Genomic DNA, 17,093 nt, shown 5'->3' with positions numbered 1-17,093 from the left:
CCGCTCCTCAGTTGTTGTCGAAGCGGAAAACGTCTTCGCAGGCCTGTTTCAGGGCGCTATCAGCACCGATCTTACAGTCGCGCGTCCAGCCCGTCATACCGTTGCCGTCGTTCCACCGTGGCGTCATGGTTACCGTCAGCCCGTTAAGACTCTCCTGTCCTGTTAAGGTCACGGTCCCTTTTGCCACGCTCATTCCTGAAACGTAGCGTGTCGTGGTGGGGGAAGGGATACCGTTGCTGCCGGCATCGCAGCTCTCCACGCCTCCGTGATCAAGTGCGCAAAGCTCAATGGCCGTGCGGTAAGGAACGAAGGTTTGCAGCATATCGGTCAGCGCCGCTTTGCGCAGGTAGTTCTGATAGGCTGGTACGCCGATGGCGCTCAGAATCGCGATAATGCCGATGACCACCATCAGCTCAATGAGAGTGAATCCGTGTTGTCTGTTCATATCTGCTCCTTACGTTTAGTGGCGCTACTCTGTCAGCGCGAAAGGGCAGATACGAGGGGCAAAAAAGTGAACGGGAAAGCACATTCAGAGAATTTATGCCGCGTTGCAGGGAAGAACAGCGGATATGCGAGCGGGGCTGAAATTCCCCTCTCCGGGCGGAGAGGGGAGAATGTATTATTTGAAGCGCATTGAGAGGTCGAGGGCGCGAACGTGTTTGGTCAGCGCGCCGACGGAGATGTAATCCACGCCGGTTTCGGCGAATTCACGGATCGTTTCGAAGGTGACGTTCCCGGACACTTCAAGCTGGGCCCGGCCGTTAGTCAATTTTACCGCCTCGCGCATCTGCTCGGTTTCGAAGTTATCGAGCATGATGATATCGGCCCCGGCCTTAATCGCCTGCTCCAGCTCGTCCAGGTTTTCCACTTCCACTTCAACCGGCACGTCCGGATGCAGCCAGAAGGCCTTCTCCACTGCCTGACGCACGGAGCCAGAGGCAATAATATGGTTTTCTTTAATAAGGAAGGCGTCGGACAGGCCCAGACGATGGTTTGCGCCACCGCCGCACAGCACCGCATACTTCAGCGCCGTGCGCAGGCCCGGCAGCGTTTTGCGGGTATCCAGCAGCTGGGTGCGGGTGCCTGCCAGCAGGTCAACGTAGCGACGCACTTCACTGGAGACACCAGAGAGCGTTTGTACAAAGTTGAGCGCGGTACGTTCGCCAGTCAGCAAGACGCGGGAAGGACCGTCCAGTTCAAACAGCGGCTGGTTTGCCGTAATCGCATCGCCGTCTTCAACGTGCCAGATAATCTGCACATCATCACCCGCCAGTTGAGTAAAGACCTCTTCAACCCAGCGCTTGCCGCAAAAAACACCCTCTTCGCGGGTGATAATGACCGCGTGGGAGCGCGTCTCTTTCGGCAACAATTGTGCGGTAATATCCTTTTCGGCATTAACATCACCGCCCAGATCTTCTTTCAAAGCATGGGAGACGCTTGCCGGAATATCCATATTAATACGTTCCAGAAGCGCTTCACGTCGGTGGTCGGGGTTGTAGCGGCGAGGCGGCATGATAAAACTCCAAATTGGTAACGAATCATAATATTGAAACATGCTACTCTGAACCGAGTCATTGCACCATACAGAAGGAGTTCCAGCATGTTGTTAGAAAACGGATGGCTGGTGGATGCGCGGCGTGTGCCCTCGCCGCACCACGATTGCCGCCCGGAGGATGAAAAGCCCACACTGCTGGTGGTTCATAATATTAGTCTCCCGCCGGGTGAATTTGGCGGCCCGTGGATTGATGCGTTATTCACGGGAACGATTGATCCCGATGCTCATCCCTTCTTTGCTGAAATTGCACATCTGCGCGTATCGGCTCACTGCCTGATTCGTCGCGATGGTGAAGTGGTTCAGTATGTTCCTTTTGATAAGCGCGCCTGGCATGCCGGGGTGTCGGTGTATCACGGGCGCGAGCGGTGCAATGATTTTTCTATCGGGATCGAACTGGAAGGCACGGATACCACGCCCTACACCGATTCACAGTATCAACAGCTAGCGGCTGTGACCCGCACGCTTATCGGACTTTACCCGGCAATCGCCGACAATATTACCGGGCACTGCGATATTGCCCCGGCGAGAAAAACCGATCCCGGCCCGGCATTCGACTGGCCCCGCTTTCGCGCCATGCTCACCGCGTCGTCAGAATAAGGAGATACCATGACGTTGTTTACCATGCTGCTGGTCATCATCGCTGAACGCCTGTTCAAGCTCGGCGAGCACTGGCATCTGGATCACCGGCTGGAGGTGCTTTTCCGCCGGATTAAGCATTTTTCCATGTTGCGCACGCTGCTGATGATGGCAGGGGTGATGGTTATTACGTTCCTGCTGCTGCGCTCGCTGTATGGACTCTTTTTCAACGTGCCGCTGCTGGTGGTGTGGATCCTGCTCGGCGTGCTGTGCATTGGTGCGGGCAAGGTGCGTTTGCACTATCACGCCTACCTGAAAGCCGCCTCCCGTGATGATGCCCATGCGCGCAGTGCCATGGCGAGCGAACTAACCATGATCCACGGCGTGCCGCCTGACTGCGACGAGCGCGAGTTTCTGCGCGAGCTGCAAAACGCGCTGCTGTGGATTAACTTCCGTTACTACCTGGCGCCGCTGTTCTGGTTCGTAGTGGGCGGCCCGTGGGGGCCGGTACTGCTGATGGGGTATGCGTTCCTGCGCGCCTGGCAGACCTGGCTTGCCCGCTATCTGACGCCGCATGAACGCCTGCTGTCCGGCATCGATGCCATCCTGCACGTGCTTGACTGGCTCCCGGTGCGTCTGGTGGGCGTGGTTTACGCGTTAATTGGTCACGGTGAAAAAGCGTTGCCCGCGTGGTTTGCCTCGCTTGCCGATCGCCATACGTCGCAGTATCAGGTGCTAACGCGTCTGGCGCAGTTCTCGCTGGCACGCGAGCCGCATACCGACAAGATTGAAACGCCGAAAGCCGCTGTCTCCATGGCGAAGAAAACGTCGTTTGTGGTGGTGGTTATCGTGGCGCTGCTGACTATCTACGGCACGCTGGTGTAAGCCAGCGCGGCGTAACGATTAAAGCGTGTCCGCAGGCGGGATGCCGAAATCAGGCATCCCGTTTTCGTCCCAGCGGACGCGCTTCAGGCGGGTATGGCGGTTTGGATCGTACAGCGGATCGCCCTCAATTTCGGTGTAGTTCCGCGCGTGATACACCAGCACATCTTCCCCTTCCGGCGTTTGCGTAAAGCTGTTGTGTCCCGGGCCGTACTGGCGATTTTCGTAGCTGGTCACGAATACGGGATGCGGAGATTTTTGCCAGTTCAGTGGGTTTTGCGGATCCGCGTTCAGGTCTATCCACAGCAGCCCCATGCAGTAGTTCTCGTCGGTAGCGCTGGCGGAATAGCTGATAAACAGCTTATCGCCGTGAACCAGTACCGCCGGGCCTTCGTTGACCCAAAACCCGCGACACTCCCAGTCGTATTCCGGCTTGCTGAGCATCACCGGCTCGCCTTTTAGCGTCCACGGGTTCGCCATTTCACACAGATAAAGGTTGGAGTTCCCGGTGATATCCGGCGCTTTTTGCGCCCACAGATACCAGCGTTTCCCCTGATGCAAAAAGGTGGTGGCGTCCAGTGCGAAGGTATCGAAAGGCGTTTTGATCTGCCCTTTTTCCACCCACGTGCCGGTAAGCGGATCGCTGTCGGCACATTCAATGGCAAACATGCGGTGCTGGAACATCCCGAGCGCGTCGAGCGCCTGGGTGTGCGCCGCAGCTAAATAGATGTACCACTTCCCGTCAATGTGGTGCAGTTCCGGCGCCCAAATCAGCTGGCTCATTGGTCCGGTCTCGGGTTTACGCCAGACCACCACTTCTTCGGCATGACGTAAGCCTTCCAGCGACGCTGCGCGGCGGATCGCCAGCCTGTCGTACTCCGGCACGGAGGCGATAAAATAGTACTGCCCCTCGTGATGTAAAATGTACGGATCGGCGCGTTGTTCGATAAACGGGTTTGGCCAGGTTTGCATTCGGATTTCCTTATTTAGTCTCAGCAGCTTTCAGTTCCTGATAATCGTTCAGCTCTTGATAGTTGTTGCGGCGTTTTTCCAGATCGGACTGGATCTGCTTCATGGTTTCACGATCCACCTTCAGCAGTCGTACTACACCCGCGGTAATTAAGTATCCAATGCCGGGAATGACGGTAAAGAGCAGCACGATCCCGTTAATGGCGTCCGCGCTCTGCGCTTTTGCTCCCGCATCATAACCGTACCAGGAGAGCAGGAAGCCGACCATCGCCCCGGCAATCGCCAGCCCCAGCTTCAGGAAGAAGATGTTGCCGGAGAAGCTGATCCCGGTGATGCGTTTCCCGGTCTTCCACTCGCCGTAGTCGTCCACGTCGGCCATCAGCGACCAGTGCAGCGGAGACGGGATCTGGTGCAGGATGTTCAGCAGGAAGTAGAGCACCACGATGGTGACGGTGGCTTTCGGGTCGAAGAAATAAAAGGCGCAGGAGAAAATCGCCAGCACGATATTGGTCCAGAAGAAGACCTTTAGTTTGCACCAGCGGTCGGTCAGCACTTTTGCCAGCACGCTGCCGAGCATCATGCCGGCGACGCCCAGGCTGATAAACAGCGTGGCGAAATGAGTGCTCTGACCCATCACCCAGGTCACGTAATACATGGTGGCCGCCATGCGGATAAAGCCCGGGCAGACGTTGCAGAGCGTCAGCAGCAGAATGCGCACCCACTGGTCGTTTTTCCACACGTCTTTCAGGTCATTTTTCAGCTGGTCATTGGTCTGCACCGCCGGACGCACGCGCTCGCGCACGGTGGCGAAGCAGAACAGGAACATGCATGTGCCAATCAGCGCCAGAACGGTCATCGCCATCTGGTAGCCTTTGGCTTTGTTGTCCCCGCCAAACCAGTCGGCCATCGGCAGCAGCGTTAATGAGAGCAGCAGCGTGGCGATGCCGACCAGCACGAAGCGATAGGACTGGCAGGCCACACGTTCTTTTGGATCGTTGGTGATCACCCCGCCCAGCGAGCAATAGGGGATGTTGATGGCGGTGTAGGTAAGCGACAGCAGGAAATAGGTGACAAACGCATAGATAACTTTGCTGTTATAGCTCCACTCAGGCGTGGTGAACATCAGGATGCTGAACAGCGCGTAGGGGAAGGCGATCCACAGCAGCCATGGACGAAACCGGCCATATTTGCTGCGGGTACGGTCAGCAATCGCGCCCATGATCGGGTCCGTTACGGCGTCAATCACGCGCACGGAAAGCAGCAGCACGCCGACCAGCGCAGGGGCGAGGCCAAAAATATCCGTATAAAAATAGTTAACAAACAGCATGATGGCGCCAAAGATGATGTTGCATCCCGCGTCGCCCATCCCATAGCCGATCTTTTCTTTTACTGACAGTTTGTTGTTATCCATCGACAGCTCTCCGGTTTACGGTATGGAGAGAATTATTTGCTGGCAAAGGAATATATGCGTTGCAGTATCAGGGCGGTGATATGGATAAATGCGCTGTGGACGTGAAAGTGTGAAGGAGGTAACAACGCGCGGCACCCGTAAAAGCAGGTGCCGCGAAGAGAGGTTTAGTGTGCCTTCATGGCTTTACGGCTTTTCTGACTGAACAGATAGCCCACGCCCAGGATCGCAATCCAGACCGGGATCAGGTAGACGGAAATCGCCATACCCGGGGTGATCAGCATAATCACCAGCACGGCTGCCATAAACAGCAGGCAGATCCAGTTACCCAGCGGATAGAGCAGGGCAGGGAAGCGCGTGGTGACGCCCTGCTGCTGTTTTGCGCGGCGGAACTTCATGTGCGCCAGGCTGATCATCGCCCAGTTGATGACCAGGGCAGAGACCACCAGCGCCATCAGCAGGCCAAACGCCGATTCCGGTGCCATGTAGTTAATGAGCACACACAGCGCGGTCACGACCGCCGAAACAAGAATCGTGTTTACCGGCACGCCGCGCTTATCGACGTTGAGCAGCGCTTTTGGCGCGTTACCCTGCTGGGCCAGGCCGAACAGCATGCGGCTGTTGCAGTATACGCAGCTGTTGTAAACGGAGAGCGCGGCGGTCAGCACCACGATGTTCAGGGCGTTGGCGACAAAGGTGTCGCCCAGCTCGTGGAAGATCAGCACAAACGGGCTAGTGTCGGCGGTGACGCGCGTCCACGGCAGCAGGGAGAGCAGCACGGCCAATGAGCCCACATAGAAGATCAGAATGCGGTAGATAACCTGGTTAGTGGCTTTCGGAATGCTTTCCTCCGGGTTGTCGGCTTCAGCGGCGGTGATACCCACGAGTTCCAGACCGCCGAAGGAGAACATGATAATGGCCATCATCATCACCAGGCCGGTCATGCCGTGAGGCAGGAAGCCACCCTGTTCCCAGAGGTTGCGCACCGTGGCCTGCGGGCCGCCGTTGCCGCTGAACAGCAGCCAGCCGCCGAAGATAATCATCGCCACCACGGCAATGACCTTGATGATGGCAAACCAGAACTCCATCTCCCCGAACACTTTAACGTTGGTCAGGTTAATGGCGTTGATAATGACGAAGAAGGCTGCAGCAGAAGCCCAGGTTGGGATTTCGGGATACCAGAACTGAATGTATTTCCCGACGGCGGTCAGTTCGGCCATGGCAACCAGAACGTACAGCACCCAGTAGTTCCAGCCCGAGGCGAAACCGGCAAAGCTGCCCCAGTACTTATAGGCAAAGTGGCTGAAGGAGCCTGCGACCGGCTCTTCCACGACCATTTCGCCCAGCTGGCGCATGATCAGAAAAGCAATGAAACCCGCAATCGCGTAACCCAAAATAATGCCCGGACCGGCAGACTGGATAACGGATGCGCTGCCCAGAAACAGGCCGGTACCAATCGCACCGCCCAGTGCGATGAGCTGAATATGGCGGTTTTTAAGCCCGCGCTTTAGCTGATCGCCGTGCTGTTGAGCTTCCATTTGAAACCTCGTGTGTGGTTGTTATGTTCACGCTGAGCGTGTGTAATTATGAAAATCCATATTCTGTATTTATTTCTTTACGGTTAACGAGACCGAAAAAAGCGGAGGTGACTTCCGTAAGCGCCAGAATAGTGGTAAGTGCCTGCGAATGCACCTGCTTTATGAAGGGGTGATGACGACTTGAATAAAAAGAAAGCATTTGTAAATCGGCCCGCTCGTTGTTCCTCACCCAACCTATAGAATAGAAATGCGCCTTAAGTGGGCGAATTTTCATTATTTGCTTTGTTGAATCGCTTCAGATTGCAAAAACCCTCGTTTCATTATGGTTAAAACTCCCTCTTTGGGGGTAATCAACTCATTTGTGCAAAGTTACATTTCTGAAACGTTATTTCTGTAAGGTTGTTAAAATGTGCAGGGTTTACTGATTTCAATCAAAACCAATATGGACAGAAGGTGAATACTTTGTTACTTTAGCGATACGAAATAGAAATTGGTAAGACCAATTGACTCCGGGCAAAAAGGCGTAAGACAGGGAATATGGCCTACAGCAAAATTCGCCAACCAAAACTATCTGATGTGATTGAGCAGCAGCTGGAGTTTTTAATCCTCGAAGGGACTCTGCGCCCGGGTGAGAAACTTCCGCCAGAACGCGAGCTGGCAAAACAGTTCGACGTTTCACGTCCTTCTCTGCGTGAGGCGATTCAACGTCTCGAAGCAAAGGGCTTGCTGCTTCGTCGCCAGGGCGGCGGAACCTTTGTGCAAAACAGCCTGTGGCAGAGCTTCAGCGATCCGCTGGTAGAACTTCTCTCTGACCACCCAGAATCCCAGTTTGATCTGCTTGAGACCCGTCACGCGCTGGAAGGTATTGCGGCCTATTACGCCGCCCTTCGCAGCACTGATGAAGATCGCGTGCGTATCCGTGAACTGCATCAGGCCATTGAACGGGCACAGCAGTCCGGCGATTTAGACGCCGAGTCCAGCGCCGTCGTCCAGTATCAAATCGCCGTCACCGAAGCGGCCCACAACGTGGTGCTCCTCCATCTGCTACGCTGCATGGAGCCGATGCTGGCCCAGAACGTTCGTCAAAATTTTGAATTGTTGTATGCCCGTCGGGACATGCTCCCACTGGTAAGCAACCATCGCACCCGAGTATTCGAGGCGATAATGGCCGGGGAACCGGAGCAGGCGCGCGAAGCGTCGCACCGCCATCTGGCTTTCATTGAGGAAATCTTGCTGGACCGCAGCCGTGAACAATCGCGTCGCGAGCGTTCATTACGCCGCATACAGCAACGAAAGGATTAAGCGCCAGGTACTTTTAGAGCGCGGCAACTAAACGCAGAACCTGTCTTATTGTGTTCTTGCCCAAGAGCACAATGGGACAGGTTCCAGACAAATCAACGTATTAGATAGATAAGGAATACCCCCATGTCAGAACGTCTCCAAAATGACGTGGATCCGATCGAAACTCGCGACTGGCTACAGGCGATCGAATCGGTCATCCGTGAAGAAGGTGTTGAGCGCGCTCAGTATCTGATTGATCAGCTGCTTTCTGAAGCCCGCAAAGGCGGCGTGAAGGTTGCTTCAGGTGCAGGGGCTAGCAACTACGTAAACACGATTGCCGTCGAAGACGAACCGGAATACCCGGGCAATCTGGATCTGGAACGTCGTATCCGTTCTGCAATCCGCTGGAACGCCATTATGACCGTTCTGCGCGCATCCAAGAAAGACCTGGAACTGGGTGGCCACATGGCGTCCTTCCAGTCTTCTGCGACCGTTTACGAAGTGTGCTTCAACCACTTCTTCCGTGCAGCGAACGAGAAAGACGGCGGCGATCTGGTGTACTTCCAGGGCCACATCTCTCCGGGCATCTACGCACGTGCATTCCTGGAAGGTCGTCTGACGGAAGAGCAGATGAACAACTTCCGTCAGGAAGTTCACGGTAAAGGTCTGTCTTCTTACCCGCACCCTAAACTGATGCCTGAATTCTGGCAGTTCCCAACCGTATCTATGGGTCTGGGCCCAATCGGTGCGATCTACCAGGCGAAATTCCTGAAGTATCTGGAACACCGTGGTCTGAAAGACACCTCTGAGCAGACCGTATACGCATTCCTGGGCGACGGCGAAATGGATGAGCCAGAATCCAAAGGTGCGATCACCATCGCAACCCGTGAAAAGCTGGACAACCTGTGCTTCATCATCAACTGTAACCTGCAGCGTCTGGACGGTCCGGTAACCGGTAACGGCAAGATCATCAACGAACTGGAAGGCATCTTCGCAGGTGCTGGCTGGAACGTGATCAAAGTGATGTGGGGTTCCCGTTGGGACGAACTGCTGCGTAAAGACACCAGCGGTAAACTGATCCAGCTGATGAACGAAACCGTTGACGGTGACTACCAGACCTTCAAATCCAAAGACGGTGCCTACGTGCGTGAGCACTTCTTCGGCAAATATCCAGAAACCGCAGCCCTGGTTGCAGACTGGACTGATGAGCAGATCTGGGCCCTGAACCGCGGTGGCCACGATCCGAAGAAAATCTACGCTGCACTGAAAAAAGCGCGTGAAACCAAAGGTAAAGCGACTGTAATCCTGGCCCACACCATCAAAGGTTACGGCATGGGTGATACCGCAGAAGGTAAAAACATCGCTCACCAGGTTAAGAAAATGAACATGGACGGCGTGCGTTATATCCGCGACCGTTTCAACGTTCCAGTCACCGATGAGCAGGTAGAAAACCTGTCTTACATCACCTTCCCGGAAGGTTCTGAAGAGCACAAGTACCTGCACGAACGTCGTCAGGCGCTGAAAGGCTACCTGCCAGCTCGTCAGCCAAACTTCACCGAGAAGCTGGAACTGCCAGCGCTGGAAGACTTCTCTCAGCTGCTGGAAGAGCAGAACAAAGAGATCTCTACCACTATCGCTTTCGTTCGTGCCCTGAACGTGATGCTGAAGAACAAGTCGATCAAAGATCGCCTGGTGCCAATCATCGCCGACGAAGCGCGTACTTTCGGTATGGAAGGTCTGTTCCGTCAGATCGGTATCTACAGCCCGAACGGCCAGCAGTACACCCCGCAGGACCGTGAGCAGGTTGCATACTACAAAGAAGACGAGAAAGGTCAGATCCTGCAGGAAGGTATCAACGAGCTGGGCGCAGGCGCATCCTGGCTGGCTGCTGCGACCTCTTACAGCACCAACAACCTGCCGATGATCCCGTTCTACATTTACTACTCCATGTTCGGGTTCCAGCGTATCGGTGACCTGTGCTGGCAGGCAGGCGACCAGCAGGCTCGCGGCTTCCTGATCGGTGGTACTTCCGGTCGTACGACCCTGAACGGTGAAGGTCTGCAGCACGAAGATGGTCACAGCCACATTCAGTCTCTGACTATCCCTAACTGTATCTCTTACGACCCGTCTTACGCGTACGAAGTGGCGGTCATCATGCATGACGGTCTGCAGCGTATGTACGGTGAAGCGCAGGAGAACATTTACTACTACATCACCACCCTGAACGAAAACTACCACATGCCGGCAATGCCAGCAGGTGCCGAGGAAGGTATCCGTAAAGGTATCTACAAACTCGAAACCATCGAAGGTAGCAAAGGTAAAGTTCAGCTGCTGGGCTCCGGTTCTATCCTGCGTCACGTTCGTGAAGCAGCGCAGATCCTGGCGAAAGACTACGGTGTCGGTTCCGATGTGTACTCTGTTACCTCCTTCACTGAACTGGCGCGTGATGGCCAGGATTGTGAACGCTGGAACATGCTGCACCCAATGGAAACCCCACGCGTTCCTTACATCGCTCAGGTGATGAACGACGCGCCAGCGGTGGCGTCTACTGACTACATGAAACTGTTCGCTGAGCAGGTTCGTACTTACGTTCCAGCTGATGATTATCGCGTACTGGGTACTGACGGCTTCGGTCGTTCTGACAGCCGCGAAAACCTGCGTCACCACTTCGAAGTTGATGCTTCTTACGTGGTTGTAGCAGCACTGGGCGAACTGGCTAAACGTGGCGAAATCGATAAGAAAGTGGTTGCAGACGCAATCACCAAATTCAACATCGATGCAGAAAAAGTTAACCCGCGTCTGGCGTAAGAGGTAAAAGAATAATGGCTATCGAAATCAATGTACCGGACATCGGGGCTGATGAAGTTGAAATCACCGAGATCCTGGTCAAAGTAGGCGACAAAGTTGAAGCTGAACAGTCGCTGATCACCGTAGAAGGCGACAAAGCCTCTATGGAAGTCCCGTCTCCTCAGGCTGGCATCGTTAAAGAGATCAAAGTCTCTGTTGGCGATAAAACCGAGACTGGCAAACTGATCATGATTTTCGATTCCGCCGACGGTGCAGCCGCTGCTGCACCTGCGCAGGAAGAGAAGAAAGCCGCGCCGGCCGCCGCTGCTCCAGCAGCTGCCGCGAGCGCGAAAGAAGTGAACGTGCCTGACATCGGCGGTGACGAAGTTGAAGTGACTGAGATCCTGGTGAAAGTGGGCGATACCGTTGCGGCCGAGCAGTCACTGATCACCGTAGAAGGCGACAAAGCCTCTATGGAAGTGCCAGCACCGTTTGCGGGTACCGTTAAAGAGATCAAGATCAACACCGGCGACAAAGTGTCTACTGGCTCCCTGATCATGATCTTCGAAGTGGCAGGTGCTGCACCTGCTGCCGCGCCTGCACAGGCCGCTGCTCCGGCTCCGGCCGCAGCACCAGCCGCTGCTGGCGGCGCGAAAGACGTTAACGTACCGGACATCGGCGGTGACGAAGTTGAAGTCACAGAAGTGATGGTGAAAGTGGGCGACAAAGTTGCCGCTGAACAGTCACTGATCACCGTTGAAGGCGACAAGGCTTCTATGGAAGTCCCTGCGCCATTCGCGGGTACCGTTAAAGAGATCAAAATCAGCACCGGCGACAAAGTGTCTACCGGCTCTCTGATCATGGTCTTCGAAGTGGAAGGAGCTGCGCCTGCCGCAGCTCCGGCTGCCGCGGCTGCTCCAGTACCGGCTGCTGCACCGGCTCAGGCTGCTAAACCAGCCGCTGCCCCTGCTGCAAAAGCAGAAAAATCAGAGTTCGCTGAAAACGACGCTTACGTCCACGCGACGCCGCTGATTCGTCGCCTGGCGCGCGAATTCGGTGTTAACCTGGCGAAAGTGAAAGGGACCGGCCGTAAGGGTCGTATCCTGCGCGAAGACGTTCAGACCTACGTGAAAGACGCGGTGAAACGCGCCGAAGCTGCACCAGCTGCAGCCGCTGGCGGCGGTATCCCGGGCATGCTGCCATGGCCGAAAGTGGACTTCAGCAAGTTCGGCGAAATCGAAGAAGTGGAACTGGGCCGTATCCAGAAAATCTCTGGTGCGAACCTGAGCCGTAACTGGGTGATGATCCCGCACGTTACGCACTTCGACAAAACCGATATCACCGATCTGGAAGCGTTCCGTAAACAGCAGAACGCCGAAGCTGAGAAGCGTAAACTGGACGTGAAATTCACCCCAGTGGTCTTCATCATGAAAGCGGTTGCTGCGGCTCTGGAACAGATGCCACGCTTCAACAGCTCCCTGTCCGAAGACGGCCAGAAGCTGACGCTGAAGAAATACATCAACATCGGTGTTGCGGTTGATACGCCAAATGGTCTGGTTGTTCCGGTCTTCAAAGACGTGAACAAGAAGAGCATCACTGAGCTGTCCCGTGAACTGACCGTGATCTCCAAGAAAGCGCGCGATGGTAAGCTGACTGCCGGCGAAATGCAGGGCGGCTGCTTCACTATCTCCAGCATCGGCGGCCTGGGTACCACCCACTTCGCGCCGATTGTGAACGCGCCGGAAGTGGCTATCCTCGGTGTGTCTAAGTCCGCGATGGAGCCGGTGTGGAATGGCAAAGAGTTCGTACCGCGTCTGATGATGCCAATCTCTCTGTCCTTCGACCACCGCGTGATCGACGGTGCTGATGGTGCGCGCTTCATCACCATCATCAACAACATGCTGAGCGACATTCGCCGCCTGGTGATGTAATCGAAAAGCCGGCCAGTCGGCCGGCTTTTTTCTGATAATCTCATGGTGTTTGTGAGGTTATTGGCGAAAGCGACAATTCGTGAGCCGTTTGTTGTTTCAAAATTGTTAACAATTTTGTAAACTGCGGGCGGATAGAACGACCCGGTGGACGACGGGTATAAATTAAGAGGTCATGATGAGCACAGAAATCAAAACTCAGGTCGTAGTACTTGGGGCAGGCCCGGCAGGTTACTCCGCAGCATTCCGCGCCGCGGATTTAGGTCTGGAAACCGTCATCGTAGAACGTTACAGCACCCTCGGCGGTGTTTGTCTGAACGTCGGCTGTATCCCTTCTAAAGCGCTGCTGCACGTAGCGAAAGTTATCGAAGAAGCCAAAGCGCTGGCTGAACACGGTATCGTCTTCGGCGAGCCGAAAACCGATATCGACAAAATTCGTACCTGGAAAGAGAAAGTTATCACTCAGCTGACCGGCGGTCTGGCGGGTATGGCCAAAGGCCGTAAAGTGAAAGTGGTAAACGGTCTGGGTAAATTCACCGGTGCGAACACCCTGGAAGTGGAAGGCGAAAACGGCAAAACCGTGATCAACTTCGACAACGCGATTATCGCGGCAGGCTCTCGCCCAATCGAACTGCCATTCATCCCACATGAAGATCCACGCGTGTGGGATTCCACCGATGCGCTGGAGCTGAAAACCGTTCCTAAGCGTCTGCTGGTTATGGGCGGCGGTATCATCGGTCTGGAAATGGGTACCGTGTACCACGCGCTGGGTTCAGAGATCGACGTGGTTGAAATGTTCGACCAGGTTATCCCGGCTGCCGACAAAGACATCGTTAAAGTCTTCACCAAACGCATCAGCAAGAAATTCAACCTGATGCTGGAAACCAAAGTGACTGCCGTTGAAGCGAAAGAAGACGGTATTTACGTTTCCATGGAAGGCAAAAAAGCCCCATCCGAACCACAGCGTTACGACGCCGTGCTGGTGGCTATCGGTCGTGTACCGAACGGTAAAAACCTCGACGCGGGCAAAGCTGGCGTGGAAGTGGACGACCGTGGCTTCATCCGCGTTGACAAGCAGCTGCGCACTAACGTGCCGCACATCTTTGCTATCGGCGATATCGTCGGTCAGCCAATGCTGGCGCACAAAGGTGTTCACGAAGGTCACGTTGCCGCTGAAGTTATCGCCGGCATGAAGCACTACTTCGATCCGAAAGTGATCCCATCTATCGCGTACACCGAGCCAGAAGTGGCATGGGTTGGTCTGACTGAGAAAGAAGCGAAAGAGAAAGGCATCAGCTATGAAACCGCCACCTTCCCGTGGGCTGCTTCTGGCCGTGCTATCGCATCCGACTGCGCAGACGGTATGACCAAACTGATCTTCGACAAAGAGACTCACCGTGTGATCGGTGGTGCGATTGTCGGTACCAACGGCGGCGAGCTGCTGGGTGAAATCGGTCTGGCTATCGAAATGGGCTGTGACGCTGAAGACATCGCGCTGACCATCCACGCTCACCCGACTCTGCACGAGTCCGTGGGCCTGGCGGCAGAAGTGTTTGAAGGCAGCATCACCGACCTGCCAAACGCGAAAGCGAAGAAGAAATAAGTTTCTTCAGATGAAAAAAGCGGCCAATGGCCGCTTTTTTTATGCGCTGCGTTCAGGGTGCTAAAGGCTGCCAGGTTTTATCAGGGCTATAAGCGGCTAGCGCACGGGCTTTCTGCTCTGTATCGCTGCCGAGATCGGACTGGTACACCTTGTCGTCCTGGCTTATCAAAAAGCTCATGACGCCCGTCTGGCCGTAGCTGACCGGCCAGGCCACCATCGCGAAACCGTTATTATCCGGCAGGATGCGGAAGCGATAGCCGTGATAGCCGGTACCTGGCTCTTTTGGGCTAAATGCCGGTCCGAGCGGACTGGGCGCTTCGCCGGGGGAGGCGGGCCAGTACAAACCGTCTTTTTTCCCCTTCGAGCTGACAATTTTCTGCGCGTATTTCTGGTTCATTGCAAAGTAGCTTTGCTGCGCATCAACATAGGCATGTAAGGCTTCAATGGCGGCGAGCTCGTTACGCCCAATTTCGCGGGTCAGGATTTCTTCAGCCCCTTCTTTGATATCGAACTGCCAGCCTGCAGTGGTTTTGATCACCGGGATGGGAAGCTGCCAGCCGCTGTCTCCGACAACCAGATGCGCCGTATCCCCTTCGATAACGGTCTTATGACGGACTTTCCAGTCGCGCAGGAAGCGATCGACGGCATCAGGATCAACGCCTTCAGGGGGCAGAAAATCGCGCCAGTTCTCTCCAAGCAGATTGCTCATCGCGCTCTCATTTTGCTCACTGATGGCGTTGGCTAGCGCATCGGTCGCCCGATCGGGCGTGCTGAAGGACTGCTGCGCCATCACAGGGGCCGAAAGCATGAACAACACCATTCCGCTGAGTAGTTTACTTTTCATGTCGGTTCCCTTAGCGATGTCGAATTTCCCGGCGTTCAGCGCGTCCACCAGACGCCTGACGCTGCTGCTGGCGAGCGGCAAGCTGCCTGCTTTGCGCACCACGCTGCTGCTGCGCCTGCCAGTTCGCGGAGCGGCTGTCGTTGCCGCTCAGCGCATTGGCCCGGGGCTGGCTGTTTCGCTGCTGCAGAGTGCGTTGCTGCGCGGGCTGCGAAACCCGTTTCTCTTGTCTTTGGGTTACAGCCTGACGATTTTCTCGCTGCTGCGTGGTGCTCCGCCTCGTCGTCTGCGGTTTGGTGTCGTAGCCACGGTAGTTATTGCGTTGGGAAATCTGCTTCAGCTGTTCACTTGAGGCCTGACGCTGAACATCTTTCGTGCCGGTGCGCGCCGTTTGGGGAAAGGTTTTACCCGTGGATTTCTCCATCTGGCTCAGGGCCGCCTGACGCTGGCTGTCCCGGTTAACCGGTTTTTGCTGCGTTGAACTGAGCCCTGTCGCCGTGCTGGTGGAGTGGAAGCGACTGTTGAGCTGGTTAGTCGGATAGGGCACGCCTTCCCGATAGGCCGGGTTGTGCTGCCAGGTACGGTTGGCGTCCGTCAGACGCTGACCGCTGATTTTATTGAAGTTCTCAACGTTGATATTGATGTTGTTATCACCGTTGCGGTTATAGCCGCCGTGATTATCCCAGTCACCGTCATGATGGTGGTCCCAGTCATCGTCGTCGTCCCAGTCGATGTTGCTGAAGATGGCATAGGTTGTGGCAACGCCCAGGCTGAAACCTAAGCCGTTAACGAAGCTGTTGCCAAACTGCTCTCCGGGCGTGGGGGGGAGATAGGTGGGAGGATACGCGGTGTTGGGCCAGGTCCCGTAAACCGTATTGGGGTTATAGGTGGGGACGTAAACGACCTGCGGATCGGCAGATTCAATTTTGATAACCGTAGGGGCGGGCGCAGACGTGGTTGTTGTTGTTGCCTCGGTGGCGCTGGTTTTCGCTGGTGCCGGTTTAGTCACGGTGGTAACCGTCTGCTGAGGCGTGGATTGTAAAGCGCCGGTCTTTTGTGCCAGCGCGCGCAGGCGCTGAACGGAATCCATTACGTCTTTCGGCTGCGCGAGAAACGCATCGCCCAGATTTTGTACCCACGGCGGGTTTTCACCCATCAGGGACATAAGCTGAGGAAACGCGACCAGCGATTTTACGCTCGGATCCCAGGGCTGGCTGGCAACGGCCTGAATCGCGGCGTCTCCTTCCATTTTAGGGTTGTCTTTGGACCACTGCGCCGCCTGAATCACGTTGGCCGGATAGGTCGACGCCATCAAAATTTGCGACAGCAGAGCGTCAGGGTAGAGCGCAATGGGGGCAACCCACTGATCGATTTGTGCGGCTGTGTAGGTTGGCGCGACAGCAGGGGCGGGCTGCGCTGCGGCAGGCGCGTCCGATGCAGCCGGCTGTTGTGCGACGGGGGCTGTCGCAGCGGGTTCCGTTGCGCGGCTTTTGACAAACATGACGCCCGAGGCGGCAAACAGCCCGGCACTGCACAGAAGGACGAGCAGATGTGGCTTAAAGGGCAACTTCATAAAAGACTCCAACGAGACAAGCGCTGTGCCGTGAGGCGTTACGGTTGGCGTGAGTATTATTCACCCGCCTTTTACCGTTTTGACTTTTATTGGGAAGCGTCCGGTACGTCCGGATAAAGAGTGTGAGTATTTATTACACAATTATATCTGAT

At 55.4% G+C, this 17,093-nt stretch carries 14 protein-coding genes; 6 read left to right on the top strand and 8 right to left on the bottom strand.

Translation table 11 applies throughout. The features are described 5' to 3' along the window. Positions 1-7 precede the first annotated feature (7 nt). Positions 8-445 (bottom strand): prepilin peptidase-dependent pilin, encoded by a 438-nt coding sequence (gene ppdD, locus AC4IBF_RS17900; protein WP_111964028.1) that lies wholly within the window; start codon positions 443-445, stop codon positions 8-10. 174 nt (positions 446-619) lie between these two features. Beyond that, entirely contained in the window at positions 620-1,513 is an 894-nt protein-coding gene (nadC, locus tag AC4IBF_RS17895) for a carboxylating nicotinate-nucleotide diphosphorylase (RefSeq protein WP_127729624.1), read from the bottom strand. Positions 1,514-1,600: 87 nt separating this feature from the next. Here nadC and ampD point away from each other — a divergent pair, with 87 nt between their 5' ends. Then, the gene (ampD, locus tag AC4IBF_RS17890; RefSeq protein ID WP_115876430.1) at positions 1,601-2,152 is read left to right on the top strand and encodes a 1,6-anhydro-N-acetylmuramyl-L-alanine amidase AmpD; all 552 of its coding nucleotides are present in this window, start codon (positions 1,601-1,603) and stop codon (positions 2,150-2,152) included. A 9-nt stretch (positions 2,153-2,161) separates the two neighbouring features. Beyond that, entirely contained in the window at positions 2,162-3,016 is an 855-nt protein-coding gene (gene ampE / locus AC4IBF_RS17885; protein ID WP_111964025.1) for a beta-lactamase regulator AmpE, read from the top strand. Between the two features lie 18 nt (positions 3,017-3,034). On the opposite strand, the gene AC4IBF_RS17880 is transcribed toward ampE, so the two are convergent. The 4 genes from AC4IBF_RS17880 to AC4IBF_RS17865 form a co-directional block, all read right to left on the bottom strand. Beyond that, entirely contained in the window at positions 3,035-3,985 is a 951-nt protein-coding gene (locus AC4IBF_RS17880) for a glycoside hydrolase family 43 protein (protein ID WP_143344652.1), read from the bottom strand. 10 nt (positions 3,986-3,995) lie between these two features. Beyond that, entirely contained in the window at positions 3,996-5,393 is a 1,398-nt protein-coding gene (locus AC4IBF_RS17875) for a glycoside-pentoside-hexuronide (GPH):cation symporter (RefSeq protein ID WP_136195608.1), read from the bottom strand. Positions 5,394-5,557: 164 nt separating this feature from the next. Then, positions 5,558-6,928: an aromatic amino acid transporter AroP gene (gene aroP / locus AC4IBF_RS17870; RefSeq protein ID WP_133293790.1), complete on the bottom strand. Its 1,371-nt coding sequence runs from the start codon at positions 6,926-6,928 to the stop codon at positions 5,558-5,560. A gap of 46 nt (positions 6,929-6,974) precedes the next feature. Next, complete coding sequence (locus AC4IBF_RS17865; RefSeq protein WP_128569279.1) at positions 6,975-7,202, bottom strand: hypothetical protein; 228 nt, start codon at positions 7,200-7,202, stop codon at positions 6,975-6,977. 263 nt (positions 7,203-7,465) lie between these two features. Between AC4IBF_RS17865 and pdhR the strand changes: the two genes are divergently transcribed. The 4 genes from pdhR (at position 7,466) to lpdA (ending at position 14,527) form a co-directional block, all read left to right on the top strand. Then, positions 7,466-8,230, top strand: coding sequence for a pyruvate dehydrogenase complex transcriptional repressor PdhR (gene pdhR / locus AC4IBF_RS17860; protein WP_008501960.1), 765 nt, complete (start codon positions 7,466-7,468; stop codon positions 8,228-8,230). A 123-nt stretch (positions 8,231-8,353) separates the two neighbouring features. Beyond that, positions 8,354-11,017, top strand: coding sequence for a pyruvate dehydrogenase (acetyl-transferring), homodimeric type (gene aceE / locus AC4IBF_RS17855; protein ID WP_028015529.1), 2,664 nt, complete (start codon positions 8,354-8,356; stop codon positions 11,015-11,017). Positions 11,018-11,031: 14 nt separating this feature from the next. After that, positions 11,032-12,927 carry a pyruvate dehydrogenase complex dihydrolipoyllysine-residue acetyltransferase gene (gene aceF / locus AC4IBF_RS17850; RefSeq protein WP_491462994.1) on the top strand — a complete coding sequence of 632 codons (1,896 nt, stop codon included), beginning with the start codon at positions 11,032-11,034 and terminating at the stop codon, positions 12,925-12,927. Positions 12,928-13,102: 175 nt separating this feature from the next. Then, positions 13,103-14,527 (top strand): dihydrolipoyl dehydrogenase, encoded by a 1,425-nt coding sequence (gene lpdA / locus AC4IBF_RS17845; protein ID WP_003856313.1) that lies wholly within the window; start codon positions 13,103-13,105, stop codon positions 14,525-14,527. Between the two features lie 52 nt (positions 14,528-14,579). Here the strand turns inward: lpdA and AC4IBF_RS17840 are convergent, their stop codons facing one another. Both AC4IBF_RS17840 and AC4IBF_RS17835 read right to left on the bottom strand, forming a co-directional pair. Beyond that, positions 14,580-15,371, bottom strand: coding sequence for a DUF2950 family protein (locus tag AC4IBF_RS17840; RefSeq protein ID WP_252093406.1), 792 nt, complete (start codon positions 15,369-15,371; stop codon positions 14,580-14,582). Between the two features lie 10 nt (positions 15,372-15,381). After that, positions 15,382-16,941, bottom strand: coding sequence for a DUF3300 domain-containing protein (locus AC4IBF_RS17835; RefSeq protein WP_133293792.1), 1,560 nt, complete (start codon positions 16,939-16,941; stop codon positions 15,382-15,384). Between the last annotated feature and the right edge of the window lie 152 nt (positions 16,942-17,093).

This window comes from Enterobacter sp. Taxon_8, from assembly GCF_058354585.1.
Note: the sequence above shows the minus strand (reverse complement) of the source record. Positions and strands in the feature narration are given on the sequence as shown.

Coding starts and splice junctions, on each gene's coding strand:
- ampE (WP_111964025.1), top strand. CDS start 2,162: ATGACGTTGTTTACCATGCTGCTGGTCATCATCGCTGAACGCCTGTTC.
- aroP (WP_133293790.1), bottom strand. CDS start 6,928: ATGGAAGCTCAACAGCACGGCGATCAGCTAAAGCGCGGGCTTAAAAAC.
- nadC (WP_127729624.1), bottom strand. CDS start 1,513: ATGCCGCCTCGCCGCTACAACCCCGACCACCGACGTGAAGCGCTTCTG.
- lpdA (WP_003856313.1), top strand. CDS start 13,103: ATGAGCACAGAAATCAAAACTCAGGTCGTAGTACTTGGGGCAGGCCCG.
- AC4IBF_RS17840 (WP_252093406.1), bottom strand. CDS start 15,371: ATGAAAAGTAAACTACTCAGCGGAATGGTGTTGTTCATGCTTTCGGCC.
- ampD (WP_115876430.1), top strand. CDS start 1,601: ATGTTGTTAGAAAACGGATGGCTGGTGGATGCGCGGCGTGTGCCCTCG.
- pdhR (WP_008501960.1), top strand. CDS start 7,466: ATGGCCTACAGCAAAATTCGCCAACCAAAACTATCTGATGTGATTGAG.
- AC4IBF_RS17865 (WP_128569279.1), bottom strand. CDS start 7,202: ATGAAAATTCGCCCACTTAAGGCGCATTTCTATTCTATAGGTTGGGTG.
- AC4IBF_RS17875 (WP_136195608.1), bottom strand. CDS start 5,393: ATGGATAACAACAAACTGTCAGTAAAAGAAAAGATCGGCTATGGGATG.
- aceF (WP_491462994.1), top strand. CDS start 11,032: ATGGCTATCGAAATCAATGTACCGGACATCGGGGCTGATGAAGTTGAA.
- AC4IBF_RS17880 (WP_143344652.1), bottom strand. CDS start 3,985: ATGCAAACCTGGCCAAACCCGTTTATCGAACAACGCGCCGATCCGTAC.
- AC4IBF_RS17835 (WP_133293792.1), bottom strand. CDS start 16,941: ATGAAGTTGCCCTTTAAGCCACATCTGCTCGTCCTTCTGTGCAGTGCC.
- ppdD (WP_111964028.1), bottom strand. CDS start 445: ATGAACAGACAACACGGATTCACTCTCATTGAGCTGATGGTGGTCATC.
- aceE (WP_028015529.1), top strand. CDS start 8,354: ATGTCAGAACGTCTCCAAAATGACGTGGATCCGATCGAAACTCGCGAC.